Origin of the sequence: Okeania sp. SIO2C9, from assembly GCF_010672455.1 — a bacterium.
Classification (GTDB): Bacteria; Cyanobacteriota; Cyanobacteriia; order Cyanobacteriales; family Microcoleaceae; genus Okeania.
This window is the reverse complement of the sequence record NZ_JAAHGO010000039.1, coordinates 68,610-87,781: the sequence shown is the minus strand read 5'-3', so window position 1 is coordinate 87,781 and position 19,172 is coordinate 68,610. Positions and strand designations below refer to the sequence as shown.

8 protein-coding genes and 2 pseudogenes are annotated in these 19,172 nt (G+C 38.2%); 5 read left to right on the top strand and 5 right to left on the bottom strand.

What is annotated here, in order from left to right; genetic code table 11:
- Positions 1 to 49: 49 nt before the first annotated feature.
- The 3 genes and pseudogenes from F6K23_RS25295 to F6K23_RS42125 all read left to right on the top strand — a co-directional run.
- Positions 50 to 2,758 (top strand): triacylglycerol lipase, encoded by a 2,709-nt coding sequence (locus F6K23_RS25295; RefSeq protein WP_293160950.1) that lies wholly within the window; start codon positions 50 to 52, stop codon positions 2,756 to 2,758.
- A gap of 13 nt (positions 2,759 to 2,771) precedes the next feature.
- On the top strand, positions 2,772 to 2,924 hold the full coding sequence (locus F6K23_RS25290) for a hypothetical protein (RefSeq protein ID WP_293160948.1): 153 nt from the start codon (positions 2,772 to 2,774) through the stop codon (positions 2,922 to 2,924).
- A gap of 376 nt (positions 2,925 to 3,300) precedes the next feature.
- Positions 3,301 to 4,776: pseudogene (locus tag F6K23_RS42125) on the top strand (CHAT domain-containing protein); the annotation flags it as partial.
- A 321-nt stretch (positions 4,777 to 5,097) separates the two neighbouring features.
- Here F6K23_RS42125 and F6K23_RS42120 read toward each other — a convergent pair.
- Positions 5,098 to 5,244, bottom strand: a pseudogene (locus F6K23_RS42120) (hypothetical protein); the annotation flags it as partial.
- Between the two features lie 1,370 nt (positions 5,245 to 6,614).
- On the opposite strand from F6K23_RS42120, the gene F6K23_RS25280 reads away from it, so the two are divergent.
- Positions 6,615 to 11,444, top strand: coding sequence for a caspase family protein (locus tag F6K23_RS25280; protein WP_293160944.1), 4,830 nt, complete (start codon positions 6,615 to 6,617; stop codon positions 11,442 to 11,444).
- Positions 11,445 to 11,574: 130 nt separating this feature from the next.
- On the opposite strand, the gene F6K23_RS25275 is transcribed toward F6K23_RS25280, so the two are convergent.
- The 4 genes from F6K23_RS25275 to F6K23_RS25260 form a co-directional block, all read right to left on the bottom strand.
- Positions 11,575 to 14,970 carry an efflux RND transporter permease subunit gene (locus tag F6K23_RS25275; protein ID WP_293160943.1) on the bottom strand — a complete coding sequence of 1,132 codons (3,396 nt, stop codon included), beginning with the start codon at positions 14,968 to 14,970 and terminating at the stop codon, positions 11,575 to 11,577.
- A gap of 219 nt (positions 14,971 to 15,189) precedes the next feature.
- A complete protein-coding gene (locus F6K23_RS25270; RefSeq protein WP_293160941.1) occupies positions 15,190 to 15,336 on the bottom strand; it encodes a hypothetical protein in 147 nt (48 codons plus the stop codon).
- Between the two features lie 193 nt (positions 15,337 to 15,529).
- Entirely contained in the window at positions 15,530 to 15,742 is a 213-nt protein-coding gene (locus F6K23_RS25265) for a hypothetical protein (RefSeq protein ID WP_293160939.1), read from the bottom strand.
- 21 nt (positions 15,743 to 15,763) lie between these two features.
- Positions 15,764 to 17,590 (bottom strand): efflux RND transporter periplasmic adaptor subunit, encoded by a 1,827-nt coding sequence (locus F6K23_RS25260; protein ID WP_293160937.1) that lies wholly within the window; start codon positions 17,588 to 17,590, stop codon positions 15,764 to 15,766.
- A 703-nt stretch (positions 17,591 to 18,293) separates the two neighbouring features.
- Between F6K23_RS25260 and F6K23_RS25255 the strand changes: the two genes are divergently transcribed.
- Positions 18,294 to 18,734, top strand: coding sequence for a tetratricopeptide repeat protein (locus F6K23_RS25255; RefSeq protein WP_293160935.1), 441 nt, complete (start codon positions 18,294 to 18,296; stop codon positions 18,732 to 18,734).
- Positions 18,735 to 19,172: the final 438 nt, after the last annotated feature.

Genomic DNA, 19,172 nt, shown 5'->3' with positions numbered 1-19,172 from the left:
ATTAGAAAGAAATTCCCAGGGGCATTTACTGCCGAGGGAATAGTGAGCTGTGCCGTACAGCCAGTATTGGTTAATCCAATATCAAGATAAAAGCTGTTTCATTTTTCTACAGTTTTTTTCGTACGGTTGGGAGATTGATGGTGGATCATTACAGGGAATTCCGAAAACATCTAAATCTGCTAAGGAAACTACTTTATTAGCTATATTTCCTGTAGGAAGCACTCCTGATGATTTAAAGGAAATATCAAAAGCTGTTGGAGAGGCTAAAGTTACTAAAGTATTGACGGCAAAAAGTAAGGTAGAAATTACTCCAGCTCAAGGAGATTTAGATGAAAATCAAAGTTATTGGGCGGTTATTACCAGTTTGCCTATAGAAAAATTAAAGGTTTATATTGAAGGGAATTTGACAGAAGAAGAAGGTATAAATTTAGCAAAGCAAGCTCTAGAAGAAATCAATTCTGGTCAAAAATCTCTATATGTGGAACAGGTTGAAGATTCTACAGAAGCTGGTTATACTCTGTTAGTGGATAAAGGACAATACTTGATTACTCAAGGCGAAACTCCTGTGGTTGCTCCCATTCCTAAAAAACCAGGTTACAGTAAAAATGCTGCTGGAGAAGCAATTCAAGCTTTAGAAGCGATCGCTCGTTGGACTAATATTCTTAACTTAAAAAGTGCTAAGAGTAGTATTAAACCAACTGATGTGGAGATGGAAATTACAACCTATGGATATGAGGATGAGGAAGGAGAGATTACAGTCGCTGAAGATTCAGACAAGTCTCTGTCAACAAATTCTGAATATTATCTAGAGTATAAGTATGAAAATGGGGAATGGAAACGTCCTGTTATCAAACTTAAGCTCACTAATCATAGCAACCAAAAATTATTTTGCGCTGTTCTCTCACTTTCAAGTGATTATTCGATAGAACCACGTATACATTTCTATCCCGATCCTGAAAACCCCGAGGAGTATGAAAAAAGTACAATAGCACTTGCAGGAGCAAATTCTAATGAGAGAAATACTTTTGAAAGTTTTGTGTTTGTAGAGATTCCAGAAGATTTTCTCGAAAATGGTATAACTGAGATTAAAGATGTCTTAAAGCTGATTGTGAGTAAGACAGACTTTAATGCCGATCTACTACAGCAAGAGGGACTAGAACCTCCTCAACCTACGAGAGCAGTCCCAGGAGGAACTCTTGAGAGTTTAATGCAGCAAGTTTCTACCCGTGCTGCTGCCAGGTCTCGGAAAAAAATTGATGATTGGATTACTAAAGAAGTAGCAGTTACCGTTGTTAAACCTAGAGATGCGGAACAACTGCAATCAGACCGCAACGCTAAATTAATGAATGGTTTAGTTGAAGTACAATCTCATCCCAGTTTGCAAGCAAAAGTAACTCTAACTACTGTTTCCCAAACCACACGATCTGTGGGTAATGTGGTTACACCACCCCTACTCAGAGAAGAACCAGGAGCAATTGAATCGTTTCAATTTACCACCAGTCGTAATAGTGATCCAGGATTAGCTGCTGTGGAATTATTTAATGTTAATGATGTTAACTTGGTTACTAAAGATGCACCTTTAAAGCTAATAGTTGACCAAACTTTAGAAGAAGATGAGTACATTTTACCTATTAGTCACGATGGTGAATTTTTCTTACCCCTTGGTTATGGTGCGAAGCAGGGAGAGCAAACAGAAATTAGTTTGGAACGTTTACCTAAACCAACTACAAGCAGTCGTAGTTTAGATGGTTCAATTAAAATTTTCTTCAAAAAACTCCGGGGTCAAAAGTTAGGAACTTCCTATGAATATCCGATTTTAGCATCAGCGGAGGTGAAGCAAGAAAATAATCGGGAAAAGGTAATTTATGAGAAAAATATAGAAGAAGTCAAAAAACAAGTTGACTCTGCTCAGAAAATAGTTCTCTACATTCATGGTATTATTGGCGATACTGAAAGTATGGTTGGTAGCGTTCAAAGGGCAAAAGTAGAGATAAATGGGGAAAAACGTCCTCTACGGGAACTTTATGACCTGGTTTTAACTTTCGACTACGAAAATCTCCAGACAACCATTGAAGAAAATGCGCAGTTGCTAAAAAAACGATTGGAAACTGTAGGTTTAGGAGCAAATCATGGCAAAGAATTACATATTGTTGCTCACTCCATGGGAGGATTAGTTTCTCGTTGGTTTATCGAACAAGAAGGAGGAAATGAAGTAGTTCAACATTTAGTAATGTTGGGTACTCCCAATGGAGGTTCTCCTTGGCCACAAGTTCAGGAACTAGCATTTGTGATGTTAAATTTTGGTCTGAATAAAATTCCGACAATGGCATGGCCTGCAAAAGTTGTAGCGGATATGGGCGCTAAATCTTTACAGTTTATAGAAGCAAATGATAATTCTCTAGATCAAATGCAACCTGATTCAGAGTTTATCACGAAACTTGCTGAAAATCCAGACCCTCACGTTCGCTATAGTATTATTTCTGGAGACCGATCGATGCCAACATCGAAAAAGCAATCTAAATTCCTAGAAAAGTTTAAGGCAAAACTGTTTGATAATGTAGTTACCAACTCATTTATTGATGGTTTAGTTTTTGGGACGGAACCTAATGATATTGCGGTGCATCTAGCAAATATTAAAAAAGTAAGTAGCGATCGCTCGCCTCAACCAAGGATATTACCAGATGTTGCTTGCGATCATTTGACTTACTTTACTTCAGAAGCAGGGTTGAAAGCATTAGTAGATGCTCTAGAAGAGTAGGAGAGATGGGGGGATGGGGAGATGGGGAGATGGGGAGATGGGGAAGGCAAAACTTCCTAAAACGTTGATTCAAACCCACAATTGTACTGTACGAATCTTTTTCTCCACACTTCCCACCGTCCCCCACCTATTTACCCACTTTTTTAGGCTACATGGGGCTTGCTGATTCAATATCAAAGCATTGACCTATAAAGGTTAAAGCCTTTTTTGGGTAGAAAAAAGTGCAAATTTTTCAGCTCTTTATGCTCAAAAAGGAGCGTATTTTAGGCAAGACTTGGGCAGAAAAATAAAGGGACAATTCTTACTCCTACCTCTTATAATATCATGTCCGCTGGTATCGTTTGTGTAAAATCAAGGGTTAATATCTACAGGAAATTTACGTTTTTTCAAGCTTTTAAGCCTTCTTCCTTCTTCCTTACTTCACTATACAATACCGATGCGACCGGACATGATATAAATTCCAATTTCTCCTGTCTCCTGTCTCCTGTCTCCTGCTCCTACTACTTTCCTAGTTGTGAAATAACTTATAGTCAATAAATTCCATGAAAAAAATTCTAATTTTAAGCTCAAATCCGAGGAATGACCTCAATTTGAATAGAGAAATCAAAGACTTGCAGAACGTGATTAAACGCGCCAAAAACAGGTCAGAATTCGAGATAGATATTGAGCTAGAAGTACAGATAGACGAATTGCAAGAATTATTACTAGAAAGCGAACCACAAATTGTTCATTTTTGCGGACATGGAACTGGAGAAGAAGGTTTGCTGCTACAAAATCAAGATGGCTATGAGCGGACAGTGAGTACAGAAGCTCTATCTAATCTGTTTAAGCTTTTTGAACAGGAGATTGAGTGTGTTGTGTTCAATGCTTGTTATAGCCAAGTTCAAGCTAATGCGATCGTTGAACATATTAATTATGTGGTTGGTATGAATCAAGAGATTCGGGATGATGCAGCAATTTATTTTGCTACCGGGTTTTATCGTGCCTTAGGATCGGGTAAATCAATTGAAACAGCTTACAAGTTTGGTTGCAATGCTATTGAAATTCAGCTTGCTAATTCTCAAACTGCCCGTTCCCGTAAAGCGTCAAAACCTCGTAAGCTTGCCTCTAGGCAAGTTGTGACTCCAGAACATCGAATACCAGTTCTCAAGACAAAGTCACTGTTGACTCCTATACCGGAAGAAGTATCTGCTCCTCAAAATGATGCTCCTGAGTCTTTGCCTCAATCTGAATTTCCCGGGGAACTGATTGAAGCATTAGAAGCAGAAAAGCATTACAAAGGTTATCGAGAGCAAGCTAGGGAGAATTGGGATGATTTTGGTCAAACTTCGGTGGTTCGTTCAGATTTAACCCAGCAGGAATATCGTCAACGCAAAACTTTATTAAACAAAGTCAAGGACTTCTGGATTGATGGGTTTCTTAAGCCTTCTCTCTATGGGAATACTGCTATTAATCTTGACTGGAAAACTGATGGCGATGCTGTGCTGCGTCCTTTTTCCGGGATTGACGCTGTGGAGTTAGATGAATCCTTTGAGGAGTTACAAACCACAGATATCTTGCAGGAAACGGGGCTGGGTAAAACCCTGTTAATTTTAGGCCATCCAGGTTCAGGAAAAACTATTACCCTGTTGCAGTTGGCGGAAAAGCTGGTCAGACAAACTGAGCAAGATTTAACCAAGCCAATTCCGGTGATGTTTAATTTGTCTTCTTGGGGGGGAAAGCAGCAACCCCTAGAAGAATGGTTACGGGAAGAACTGAAGGATAAATACCAAGTTCCCAAGACTTGGAGTGAGCCTTGGCTAAAGGAAGAACAACTGATTTTACTCCTGGATGGCTTGGATGAAGTAGCAATAGAACATCGCAATGACTGTGTTCGGGCTTTAAATCAATTTATCAAAACCCATAACCTTACCGAAATAGTTGTTTGTAGTCGAGTCAAGGATTATGAGGCACTAACTGAACGGTTACAACTTAGTAGTGCCCTATGTATTAAACCCCTTTCTTTAAAACAGGTATACAGTTTTTTAACTAAAGCTGGGGATTCCCTGGCTGCTTTAAAGACACTGTTGCAACAGGATTCTGAATTGGAAGAATTTGCTCAAACTCCCCTCATTCTCAATATTATGAGTCGCGCGTATAAGGATTGGTCAGTGGCAGATTTACGACTACAGTTTCGTCCTGGGGAAAACCGCTATCAACATTTATTTGATAGTTATATTGAACGGATGTTAAGTCGCCGAGTCATTAAGCGATCGGAGAAAAATAAAGATTCAACTCAATATACTCAAGAGGAAGTTAAGCATTGGCTGAGTTGGTTGGCAAAAACTATGGTCAAGGAATCAAAAATTGTTTTTTTGATTGAGAAGATGCAAACAACTTTGCTGGAAAGTTCTAAGGAGAGGATAGGCTATCGAATTATAAATTTTCTGATTGGAGGGGTGATTTACGGGCTGATTTACGGGGTGATTGGAGGGCTGATTGACGGGCGGATTTCCGGGCTGATTGGAGGGGTGATTTACGGGGTGATTGGAGGGGTGATTACTGCTTCATTAAAAGAAATCACTCTCTTCGAGCAAATGACTTGGTCATGGCAAAGGGTTACGTTTAGGATTATTCGCGTAGGGCTGATTTTTGGTCTGATTGGAGGGCTGATTGGAGGGCTGATTTTCGGGCTGATTGACGGGCTGATTAAGGAGCCGATTGACTGGCTGATTTTTGGTCTGATTGGAGGGCTGATTTTTGGGCTGATTGGAGGGCTGATTGGAGGGCTGAGTAGTGGATTGGTTAGTGCAGAAGTAAAACAGAGAACAGTTCCCAATCAAGGAATGTGGAGTTCAGCTAAAAATGCCGTACGTTTAGGGCTGATTTTTGGGCTGATTTTTGGGCTGATTTTTGGGCTGATTTTCGGGCTGATTTTCGGGCTGATTGAAGAGAATGAAGGGAAAGTGCTGGACGAGCTAATTGGAGGGCTGATTTACGGGCTGAGTTTCGGGCTGATTGGAGGGCAGATTGTCGGGCTGATAAAGGGTGGTGCTTCTTGTATTCAACACTTTAACCTCCGTCGTATTCTTTACCGTAAAGGTCGTATCCCTTGGAACTATGCTCGCTTCCTTGATTACGCTTCCGAACGCCTGTTGATGAAAAAAGTAGGTGGGGGTTATATCTTTTACCATCGTATGTTGATGGAACATTTTGCGAAAAAGGAAATGAATTAATCGAGTTTTAGCTATCACAGGACTTACGCAAAAAATGAAATTACACACTGCCTGTAGGGGTAAATGGCCATTCGCCCCTACTAGATATGGCGGTTATGGGTAATATAAAATCCGGATAATTACTATATCCAAGTCATTGCGACTGGAACGGAGTGGAAGGAAGCAATCTCAGGGATTTAACAGATTGCTTCCCTTCGGTGGCAATGACAACTGTTGAACCGGATTTTATATAATATCATGTCTCATTAAATAGCTGTAATAAACAATTTTTCACCAACCTCGCAGAGACGTTTTCAGCTAAGAGCTGACATTAAACTTATAGCGAGCGCGACCTGTTTGCGGAGCATTCCGGAACGGAAAACGCATTTTTGTTATGCAACCTCCTTACATTGCGGTTAATTAATGTTACTTGATATAATATCAAATCCGGTTAATATAGTTGTCATTGCGAGCGAAGCGTTTGCGGAGCATTCCGAAGGAAAGCAATCTCCGTGCGCCTTTGAGATTGCTTCGTTCCACTCTGTTCCACTCGCAATGACTTGGGTATAGTAATTATCCGGATTTGATATAAGTCCTGATTCTGTTAACAGAAAGTCTCTAATATAAAATAAATGTAATTATTGGAAAAAAACTTGTCTATTATGGTAAGAATTAAGCGCAATTTAGCAATTATCATCGGTATCGATCGCTATCTTCATATTCCTCAACTGAAGAATGCTGTCTTAGATGCTCAAGAATTAGCTAATGTTCTTCAGGAAAAACACAATTATCAAGTTTTAAGATTATTTGATGAACTAGCAACTAAAGAAAAATTTAGTCAACTTCTAGAAAATCTTAAAAACAAGAAGATTGAATTAGAGGGAAAATTAACTCAAATTGAAAAAAGCGATCGCCTCTTATTCTATTTTGCAGGTCATGGGTTTGATCAAGAATCAGAAGATAGCGAAGAAGGTAAACCTGCTGGTTATTTTATGCCTCAAGATGCAGATGCTAATGACAATCAAACTTGGTTGTCTATGAACAAAGTATACGAAACCTTAACTAACTTAGACTGTCATCATCTATTAATAATTCTAGACTGCTGTTTTGCTGGTAGAATTTCTTGGGTGAGCAAGGGTAGAAATGCAGCCAGACCACGGAAACTTTATAAACAAAATTATGACCGCTATATTAAACATAGCACTCAGCAAATTATTACTTCCGCAAGCTATGATGAAGAAGCATTAGATTCATTTCGTTTTGGCAAAAGGGCTGATAAAAATGGGCATTCACCCTTTGCTTATTTTCTCTTAAAAATTATCACAGGTAGTTCCAATGGAGAAGAAGACAAGTTTATGGAAGCAATTATTGATGACAAAGTAATTACAACCCATGAACTGTTTACCTATTTGCAAAACGAATTAAGGAAGGTAGCACAAGGACAAACTCCTGTGCTGTTTCAACCTCAAAAATATGACCCAAAGCTCAATGAATATGTTTTTTTAAAGGGAGAATATATTTTTCCTCTATCTAATTTTAAACCGGAAAAACTAGAAGAATTTAAACTAGATGAAACTACCAATCCCTACAAAGGTTTAGCTTCATTTGAGAAAGAAGATAGTCAGTTATTTTATGGTAGAAAAAAGCTGATTGAAGAGCCGGAAGAAGGTCTGATGGCGAAGGTGAAAAATCATCAACTTACAGTAGTTTTAGGTCTTTCTGGATCGGGTAAATCTAGCTTAGTAAAAGCGGGTTTAATTCCTGCTATGAAAAAAGAAGTAGAAACAGATGGACAGCAGTGGTATATCTTGGAAACGATGAGACCAGGAGAACTTCCTTTTACTGCCCTGGCAACGGTGCTGTTGCCAATTACAACAGGTTTCAAGCTTGATTTATTAGTTAAGAAGTTACATCAAGATGTTCAATTTTTAGCTAAAATCATTCATCAATGGAGTAAAAAGAATCCGAATATTAAGTTATTATTGACTATCGATCAGAGTGAAGAAATAATTACTTTATCTAAAGATGACCAAGATAGAGAAGATTTTTTGCATTTGTTAGCAGAAGCTTTAGCAGCACCAGAAATAGCTGAAAATTTGCGAATTGTTATGACATTGCGTTCTGATTTTGAACCTCAACTGAGAGATTTGAATGAACACAAGTATAAAGATACAAATTGGCAAAAGGTTTGGCAAAAGGTTTGGCAAAATGGGCGGTTTATCGTAACTCCGATGAATAGGGAAGAGTTACAACAAATAATAGAAGAACCTGCTGCACAACGGACATTATTTTTTGAGTCCTCAAAGTTAGTCAATGCTTTGATTGATGAAGTGATTCAAATGCCTGGTGCTTTACCTCTACTGTCTTTCACCTTAAGTGAGCTTTATTTAAGGTATTTGAAGGCAGAAGAAAATAAAGAAAGGAGCGATCGTACTATTACTGAGGCAGATTATCAAAAAATAGGGGGGGTAACACGGTCTCTAACTAATCGTGCTGACAAGACTTATAACAGATTAAAAACAGAAGAAAAAGTTGATGAGTCAACGATTCGTGATGTGATGCTGCGAATGGTCGGTATTCGTAGTGGTGAACTAGCTCGCCGAAGAGTGTCAACTTCTGAATTAGTGTATCCAGAACCAAAAAATCAGCAAGCGAAACAGGTAATTGCTCGTTTTGTAGAAGCACGTTTGCTTGTTAAAGGCAGGGATACAGAAGGTCTAGAATATGTGGAACCAGTCCATGATGCTTTGGTAAAAGGATGGAAACAAATTAAAGACTGGTTGGATGAAAAACAGGAAGTAGTTGAAATAGTACGTTCATGGAATCCCTTCAATAAATTTTTCAATGGTAGAAAAGAGCATCCTGAAGATGAAAAAATATTAAAAGTAAATTTGCCCTTGCAGCGAGAGGTGAATACTTCTGCCAATAATTGGATTCAGCACGCAAAAGAAGACGGTTTCCTCTGGAATACCGATCCACGGCTAGATTTACTTAAACAGATACTCAATTCTCAGGATAACTGGTTTAACAAGATAGAAACTGAGTTTGTAAAGCGTAGTATCTGGCGCAAAACCTTTAATACTCGGCGCAATTGGAGTATTGCTATTGCGGTTATGGTTGGATTAAGTGTTTTGACAATTTCGACTTTGAGTAATCTACGAGATACAAAACTAGAACAAGCTCAGAATTTAATTGATTCTGCAGAAATTAAGTGGGAATCAGATCGACAGTTAGAAGCATTGCTTGATTTATTAAGAGTAGGGAAGTTACTCGATCACTGGCTTTTGCAGTTATTTAATTTAGATGAAGAATTTAAAAAAGAAATACAAGACAACTTCCTCAAGGTAGTTTATGGAGTCAAAGAACTCAATCAACTACAACATAAGGGTGAAGTTATAAACGTAAATTTCCAGCTTGCTGACAATGATGAGATGATTGTTACAAACGATCGGGATAATCAGAAAATAACGGTTTGGTATTTAGATGGGAGACGAAAGAAACAGTCTAGTTATAGTTATAATGATATTAAAGCTATATTAAAGAATTCAGATAGCAATCTGTACCAAACACTAAAGGAAAAGTATTTGTTGCCTGTCTTAAATTTTAACCTTGAGGATAAGAAACAAGTTTATAGCTTTGACAGTAAAAGAGAAGCTTTTAGTCCTGATGGCAAAATGCGAGTAACTGCAGATAATCAAGGAAAAGTCTCTATCTACAAAAGTGATAGCAGTTTGCTCACAATCTTTAAAGCAGATAACACAGAGATAAGGATAGTTAGATTCAGTCCCGATGGCAAGACGATCGCTACAGGAAGTAGAAGTGGCAACCTTAAACTCTGGAAACTAGATGGTAAATTGTACAAAACCTTAAAAGATGGTGAGAAAAAAGCCCATGACAAATCAGTTAATGCCATAGCTTTTAGTCGCAATGGTGAGATAATTGCTTCAGCAAGTGATGACAAAACAGTTAAACTCTGGAAGCGAGACGGCACTTTAGAGAAAACTTTTCGCGGACATCAGAGTATAGTCTGGGATGTGAGTATCAGTCCTGACAAGCAGATGATTGCTTCAGGGAGTAATGACGAAACTGTGAATATCTGGAACCGAAACAACAATAAGCCAGTGAAAACCTTTAAAGGACATAATAATGCAGTTCGTGCAGTGGCATTTAGTAACGATGGCAGTATCCTAGCCTCAGCTAGTGAAGATGGCACTGTCAAACTCTGGCAGATAGGAGGTACAGAGTTTTTAACAATCTTAAAACACAGTTTCGATCAACTTGACGGAGTAATTTTTAATCCTCAAGACAACACAATTCTCACGGCAAGAGGATATGGTAATGTAACATTTTGGACTAAGGATGGCACATACCTAAAGACTAATCCATGGCACTCTGAACCCATTAATACTTTCAAGTTTAGTCCTGATAGTGACCTGATCGTATCAGCGGATGAAAGCGGTATCGTTAAACTTTTTAGAATAGGGGGTTTTAATAAGAAAGACCTAAAAGAAGAATGGAATGATATATTAGATAATGATGTTTCGGCAGTAAGCTTTAGCCCTAACAGCCAAATTTTTGTTACTGGGTATACTGAAGGAAAAATCAAAATCTGGAAGCGGAAGCGAGATGGTAGGTTGCTGGAAAAACTTATTCCAGCACATACAGCTCGGGTTTCGGGACTAAGCTTTAGTCGAGATGGTGAGGTTTTTGCTTCAGGGAGTACTGATGGAACAGTAAAACTTTGGAACAAAAATGGCTCTCTAAAAGAAACTCTTCTAGATAATGATAAATTAGAGGTGTCTAGAGTAGCTTTCAGTTCTGCTCCAGACCCAAACAAGCAAATAATTGCTGCAGTAATTAACAAAAAAATTTCTCCAGAAACTTGCCAAAACACAGATAAATTATTGAGTATCAGGAAATTAAAAAAATTAAATAAGCTTGTGAGAGGAGTTTCAGATAAATTGTTAGAGATGTTTAATAGAGATAGTAAAGATCCGAAAACTGACCAAAAAACTTACCGGGGGATAATCAAATTATGGGACCGAGATGGTGAATGGCACAAAACTTTTACAGCTCATTGTGATTTTATTAATGCCATAGCTTTCAGTCACAATGGTGATTACATTGCTACAGCAAGTGACGATCAAACAGTGAAAGTCTGGAAAACAGATAATTGTAAAAAAAATGATTGTAAAAAAGGATCGAGAACTTTTTATGGTCACAACGATCGCGTTATCGGATTAGCTTTTAGCCCTGATGGCAAGAAAATTGCTTCAGCTAGTGAGGACAAAATAGTTCTCCTGTGGGATAGGAATATCGAGCAAAAGTTACCAGAGTTAGAGAAATACGCCTGTGACTGGATGAAGAACTATCTCAAGAATAACAAAAATCCAGAGCTTAAGGAGAGCGACCGCAAGCTATGCAATAGCCAAAATAAATTAAAGACCTTCTATAAAAATCTCGTACAAAAGTTTAAGAAAAAGTTTATGTAATATCATGTCCGGCTAATAAGTTAAAAAAAATTTTAGTAGGGCTTTATCCCATGTGTAGTAGGGCTTTAGCCCTACTACAAGCTTTAATTATAACTATTTAACCGGAGATAATATTAGATATGATATCAAGTTAATTTTTAGGTGTTTGTGGTTCTTCCCTAACCGCCTCATCAATATCAGAATCAACAGTTTCTGTTGTAGAATCAGCTTGATTTTCTGATGCACCATTAGCTACAGTATGTCCATTATGATGGTCTTTAATATCATCATCAACAGATTCATATCCATTAGATCCATTAGAATGAGCATCATCATAATTTGATACATCAGGTTGCTCTGACTTCTTAGGTTTTTCACCCTTCAACAGCCATCCCTCTAAATTTTTAACAGCAATATATAAATTCGGAGTAATCAACAAACTCAAAAGAGTACCAAACAACATTCCTCCAAATATTGCAGTACCAAGAGACCAACGACTGCCCGAACCTGCACCAGTAGCAATAACTAGAGGCGTAAAACCAATCAAACTGGAGATTGCTGTCATCTGAATTGGTCGAAAACGTTGCTCTGCCGCTGTAATTGCTGCTTTAGTAATATTTACACCTTTATCCCTTAACTGGTTAGCAAATTCTACAATCAAAATTGAGTTCTTGGAAGCCAAACCAATCAACATCACTAAGGCAACCTGAGCATACACATCATTTGTCACCACTGGCCAAACAGAGCCAGCCATAAGTATATTCGATCTAAACCAAATGGCTACCAGAGCGCCCAACACTGCGAGTGGTACAGAGAGCATAATAATTAAAGGGTCGATATAACTTTCGTATTGTGCTGCTAGTACCAAAAATACCATCACAAAACCCAAGCCAAAAATAATCGGTGCTGCACCACCAGAGGATTTTTCCTCCAACGCACTACCCTGCCAAGCATAACCAAAACCAGGGTCTAACAATTCTTCCGAAGCTTTTTCCATGGCAGCGATCGCTTGTCCGGTACCATAACCAGGAGCAGCTCCACCTTGAATTTTCATGGAACGGAAAATATTATAGTGAGTAATAATCTCCGGTCCGACAAAATCTTTGATTGTGACTAAACTTCCCAGGGGAATCATTTCACCATCAACAGAGCGGACATACAATTGATTAATATCATCAGGTTTAGAACGAAACTCAGGTTCTGCTTGAACATAAACCCGATATTGGCGTTGTCCTAAAACAAAATCATTCACATAAGACGAACCGAAATAAATTTGTAAAGTGGAAAATATATCATTAACATTCACATTTAATGCCTTAGCGCGATCGCGTAAAACTTCAATTTGTTTCTGAGGTTTATTAGCGCTAAACTGACTATAAACAGCTTGTAAACTAGGATATTCTGGAGAATTAGCTGCTCCAATTAACCGATTACCATTTTCGAGTAATGCTTGAATAGGCAAACTTCCAGTACGCTCTTGCAATTGAAATTCAAAACCTCCTGTACTACCTAATCCTGGTACTGGTGGTGCATTTACAGCAAAAGCGTTTACTTCTTTTATTCCTTGCAACGCTCCATTTAATCTTCTGGTTATGCCATAAACAGACTGCTCTGGTAAAGTTCGTTCTTCCCAAGGTTTCAGTAAGACGAAAAATACCCCTTGACTAGGGTTGAGACCATCAAAACCAAACCCAGCAACACCAAAAGAAGATTTGATTTCATCAATCTCCTCAATTTCCTGTTGAATTTTGGCTGCAGCATCAGCATTATAATTGAGGGAAACTCCGTCAGGAGCTTGATAAATGACGATAAAATAACCTTGGTCTTCTTCGGGAACAAATCCACCAGGAACTAAACCGTACATCCAAACAGTTGCCACTAGACCCGCAATAAAAATCCCCATGACTATGATATTAATGCGGGTGAGAAAGCTGACTAATTTACCGTATTTATCTTGTATCCAACCAAAACTTTGGTTAAAGGTATCAAATATCCAACCCAAGGGTCCAGTAGCTTCTTGTTTTGGACGTAGTAACAAACCAGATATACTAGGAGAGAAAGTCAGAGCATTAAAAGTTGAACAGGCAACAGCAAAAGCAATAGTTAAAGCAAATTGTTTGTAAATAACTCCTGTTGTTCCAGGGAAGAATGAAACCGGAATAAATACAGCCATCAATACTAAAGAGGTGGCGATCGTTGCTCCAGTGAGTTCCTCCATCGCATCCAACGCTGCTTGTTTTGCCTTCATTCCTTGTTCAATTTTACTTGAGACTGCCTCCACAATCACGATCGCATCATCCACCACTAGACCCGATGCCAAAGTACAAGCAAACAAAGTCAGAGTATTAATTTCAAAATTCAAAATTTTCAAACCCGCCATTGCTCCAATTAAAGCTACAGGAATAGCGATCGCTGGAATCAGAGTAGCTCGCCAATCTTGTAAAAAAATAAAGATAATCAAAACCACTAACCCTACAGCTTGGAGTAGAGTAATAACTACCTCTCGCAGTGATACTTCCACGAACAAAGTTGTATCGTAAGCAACCCTATATTGTAATCCGGGGGGAAAACTCTGACTAAGCTCCAGCATTGTAGCTTTAATTTGATTTGCTGTTTCTAGAGCATTACTACCAGGAAGTTGATAGATTGCTAAACCCGTAGTAGGGTCTCCATTGTATGTGGTAACTAGATCGTAATTTTCGGCTCCAAGTTCTGCTCTACCTATATCTCTAACCTTAACCAAAGTACCATTTTCATCTACTTTCAGCACTAAATCCTCAAATTCTTGAGCATTTTTTAACCTACCAATAGCTTGCAGAGGAATTTCATAAACTAAATCTGGTGGTGCTGGGTTTTGACCAATTTTACCTGCCCCCACCTGAATATTTTGTTCTTGCAAAGCATTAACTACATCCTGAGCTGTTAATTCACGAACTGCCATTTTCTGGGGGTTAAGCCAAATGCGCATAGCATATTTCCGTTCTCCTAAAATTGTTGCCTGACCTACTCCAGGAATACGCTTAATTTGGTCTAAGACGTTCAGATCGATGTAGTTACTCATAAAGTCAGGACTGTAGAAAAAATTGCCATTTTCATCTTTTTCTGAGTAGGTGGCAATCACTAATAGAATATTAGGAGATGCAGCTTCTACAGTAATACCTGTTTGTCTGACTAAATCTGGCAAAGAAGCTTCTGCTTGAGAAACTCGGTTTTGAACATTAACTTGAGCGGTATCTCGGTCTACATCATTAGGGAATACAATATTAATACTCGTCTGGCCACTATTACTGGTATTGGAATACATATATTTCATGTCTTCCACACCGTTAATTTCTCTTTCTAAAATTGTGGTTACGGTATTTTCTGTAGTTTGAGCATCAGCTCCAATATAGGTTGATGATACTTGAATTTCGGTATTAGCTAGTTGTGGTAACTGGGCAATGGGCAACAATGGAATTGAAATTGCCCCCGCTAATATAATTATGATTGTACAGACTGTCGTTAAGACAGGTCGTTTTATAAACGTATCAGCAATACTTAAAAGCATAATTAATCAGTTATCAGTTATAGCGCTGCGCGCAGGCAACAGGCAACAGGCAACAGGCAACAGGCAACAGGCAACAGGCAATAGGGGGAATAAAAATCTTATATTATCAGATTTTAGCTATTGGACAATTCCTGCAATTTGTAAATTTGCCAGCGCACATTGCTATATCAGTTATGAGTACAGCAATAATTTAACTTCTGACTTCAGCTTAAGACATTCTCAAGCTCTCAAATTTAGGGTAGTCCTGCATGGTAATGGTGAGGATATATATTTTTTAATTTTTCCCACACTCCCCATCTCCCCACATTCCCCTACACCGGAGGGGTGCGCGGGTGGTTCCCCATCTCCCCACACTTCCTTTACCATTACTATGCACCACCACCAAATTTAGTTACAAGGGGGTCATTTCAGTTATCAGTTATCAGTTATCAGTTATCAGTACCTCCGACTAAAGCTGGAGGCTTGAAATACTGAACTGAATATTTTTTCATCCCCTTAAAAGGGGAGGCTTTGGACCTCATTTTTTGGTAAGGAATAGGGTTAAAAGACATAAGATATTTTAGTTTAATGCCGAGTAAGTCCTGATATTTATAATTCTATAATTACTTCTATCTCCCAATCTCCCAATCTCCCAATCTCCCAATCTCCCAATCTCCCAATCTCCCAATCTCCCAATCTCCCCATCTCCCCATCTCCCCATCTCCCCATCTCCCCATCTCCCCATCTCCCCATCTCCCCATCTCCCCATCTCCCCATCTCCCCATCTCCCCATCTCCCCATCTCCCCATCTCCCCTACTCCCCCACAACGGGGTTGCCCAACTCAGAATCATCAGCAATAGGTATACCATTCCGGAGTTTGACCACACCTGAAACAACTATTTTGTCAGTGCCTTTCAATCCCTCAATTACTTGATAAGCTTGACCTTGAATGCTTCCCAACTTCACAGGTTTTTGAGTAGCAACCAACTTTTTCTCACCATCCATGATTTTCTCTTCTGCAACAAAAACAAAAGCTTGATCTCCGATCCGTCTAACAGAAGTAAACGGAACAGTTAATCCTTGTTTTTCTTCCCAAATAACTCTTGCCATTACCTGCTGGTTGGTTTGCAGTTTCTTTTCCGCATTGTCATATATTGCTTTGACTAAAACAGTTTGAGTTCCTTGACCTGTATCTGGAGAGATAAAAGATATCCTACTGCTACCAATTAATTGACCTGTTTGTTGAAGTAATTCAACTCGTGTACCTAGTCTAATTTCAGGAAGTCGGTCTATAGGAATATTAATATTAGCTTCTAAAGTATTATTGTCCTGAATAGTGGTTAGTTGAGTTTGACTATCTACATAATCACCTACTTTCGGTTCTACATTTCCTACCACCCCACTAATCGGAGCAAGAATATTGTAATATTGTAACTCTACTTGTTCTGCCACTGCATTTGCCTGAGTTTGTTGTAGTTGACCGCGAACTTGAGCTACCTGACTTTCCTGAGAGGAAATTTGTTCGTTTTGAGCTGCTATTTGAGCATCTAAAGTTTCAATACGACGCTGTAAATCTTTTTTAGCACTTTCTACCTGTGCTTTAGTAGCATCTATAACTTCTTTTTGAGCTGCTATTTGAGCATCTAATGTACTTGTGCGCCTTTGTAAGTCTTTTTTGGCACTTTCTACCTGTGCTTTAGCAGCATCTATAACTTCTTTTTGAGCTGCTATTTGAGCATCTAATGTACCTGTGCGTCTTTGTAAGTCTTTTTTGGCACTTTCTACTTGTGCTTGTGCTGCATCAATTTCTTGTTCTATAGCATCTATTTCAGCTTCAGCTTGTCTAATGTCGCGGGTAGCTTGGTCGAACCTTTCTTTCGGGACAGCTCCTTCTTCATACAGGGTAGAAAATCTTACTTGTTCAATTTTTTGGTATTCTAAAGTCGCTTCCCTTTTTTCTTTTTCAGCTCTTTGTGCTCGTAAAGCTGCTTCGGCATCTTCTAATTGTGCTTCTTCTGATAAAGAACTTGATTCAGCTAGTAATCTATTTAGTTCCTGACGCTCTGACCTGAGAGTTGCTTGAGTATTTTCTAAATTAGCTTCTTCAGACAGAAAGCCAAATTCAGCTAGTAATCTATTTAGTTCCTGACGTTCCCTCCGGAGGTTCGCTTCAGCATTCTCTAGATTAGCTCTTTCAGAGTTTAAGTCTCTTTGTGCAATTAGTTCCGTTTTATCATCTCTCAAGGCTCTTAGTTGAGCTTCTGCACTATCCAATTGTGCCTGAGCTGAACTTATCTGAGCAATATTACTATCAAGAACTGCCTGTTGTCGAGAAGGATCTATTTGCAGTATGGGGTCTCCTTTTTGAACTCTGTTACCTAATGATACAAATACTTGGCTGACTTGTCCACTAACTCTTGGCGTAATAGTTGCTCTTTCTTTTCCTTCTACTGTTGCGATATACTCTGTGCTTTCTGCCACTTGAGTTTGATCAACTCTGGCTATTTCCACGGCAGTAGGTGGGGGTGCTGCTGCTTGTGGCGTTTCACCTCCACAGGAGCTTAATAGAAGGGCGAATAACAACAAAGGCCAATATCTGGCCTTGTTGACTAATTTACTATCCATTGGTATTAAGTTCACTCGTCAATTATCTCCTTTAGGTCTTAGGTATATGGAATGCGCATTTTGCCCGTTCCTGATATTTTCCCAATGGTATGTGAGGCTGCACAGAATTATTTTTTCCTTTTTCCTTTTTCCTTTTTCCTTTTTCCTTCTTGAAGAAATTTATTAACTTGTCTATCTCGAACTACATTCAACCTTGATTAAAATATTATTCTATGCAACTTAATTATGGCAACTTCTTTTGACACTCCCCGCTCGCGCTTAGATATTTTTACAGGCGACTAAAGTCGCACGTTAGCTTTTCATCCACGCGCTAAGCTACGTGGTTTTCAAGCTCTTGTCCCAATAGATAAATTTGGTATTAAATTCAAGGTTTAATTCTATCTTATGTTTATTATTTTTATTCTAAATTTGACCATTCAAAACCAAAATTATGAGTATTAAGTAATAATTGATTCTCTAGTTGTGGCTGAATAGGTTCATGTGTAGAAAGAACTATTTCAAATCAACCATCATTTCTGACTTCACCAATTCTGACATATTTATAAAGATAAGGTTATAATTTACAAGGCTTGGCTGTTAAGCTTAAGTATTGTGAAAATTCTGACAAGCATTTGATTCAAGTATTCTAGAAAATCAAAAAAATAATCAATAACTTGATTCTTAAATCTTGAATAATGATGATTCAATAGACTTAGAACTATTAGAACTATATTAATATATGGAAACTGCAAATTTTCTGACTTGGTTACTCTTTTTTGGATTGATAAGTAGCATTGGTATTGGTGCTATGATATATGCTTATCGTGGAAAAGGTAGTATTTCTGTCCTATTTACAGAATTTATCTCAACATCTTCATCAATACCATCAGATGCAGAAGTAAATTTTAAACAAGGATGTGAGGCTTTTCAAAAGGGAAATTATCAACAGGCAATAAATAAGTTTACTGAAGCTCTAAAAAATAATTCAACTATTGCTGAAGCTTATCATAATCGGGGTTTGGCTTTTGCTAATCTACGTCAAGATGATGAAAGTGTAGAAAATTTATTGCAAGCTGGAGAATTATATATAGAACAAAAAAATCAAGATGCTATGGTGATTTTGAAAAAAAATTTGGAGTTATTAAAGGCTAGAAAAGAAGCTAGAAAAACTCTTAGTTAATTGTTATAGCAGGGAACAGGGAACAGTTCATTTCATTAATGGATAATGGATAATTGATAATTGATAATTGATAATTACCTCTGGTTAAAACCGCTCTTGATTGAATATAAGGAGATATTATTTATTTTCTTGGTCGATTGGATATGGCTCCGAGACCTCGCCATCCCTCGACTGCTTTTTTTCCCCTATCCAAGGGGAGGCTTTAAACCTGAATTATTTAATTATTAATAATTAATAATTAATAATTCGGTAACAGGCAACAGGCAACAGTGGGAAAAATATTTCCCTGTTTAAGGTTTATTCTCAGTCTATATCCTAACTAACCCATTCTTTAAGCTATATAATTTAGTTTTTTAGGAGTTATATCAAATCGGGGGGATGGGAAAAATATTTCCCTGTTTAAGGTTTATTCTCAGTCTATATCCTAACTAACCCATT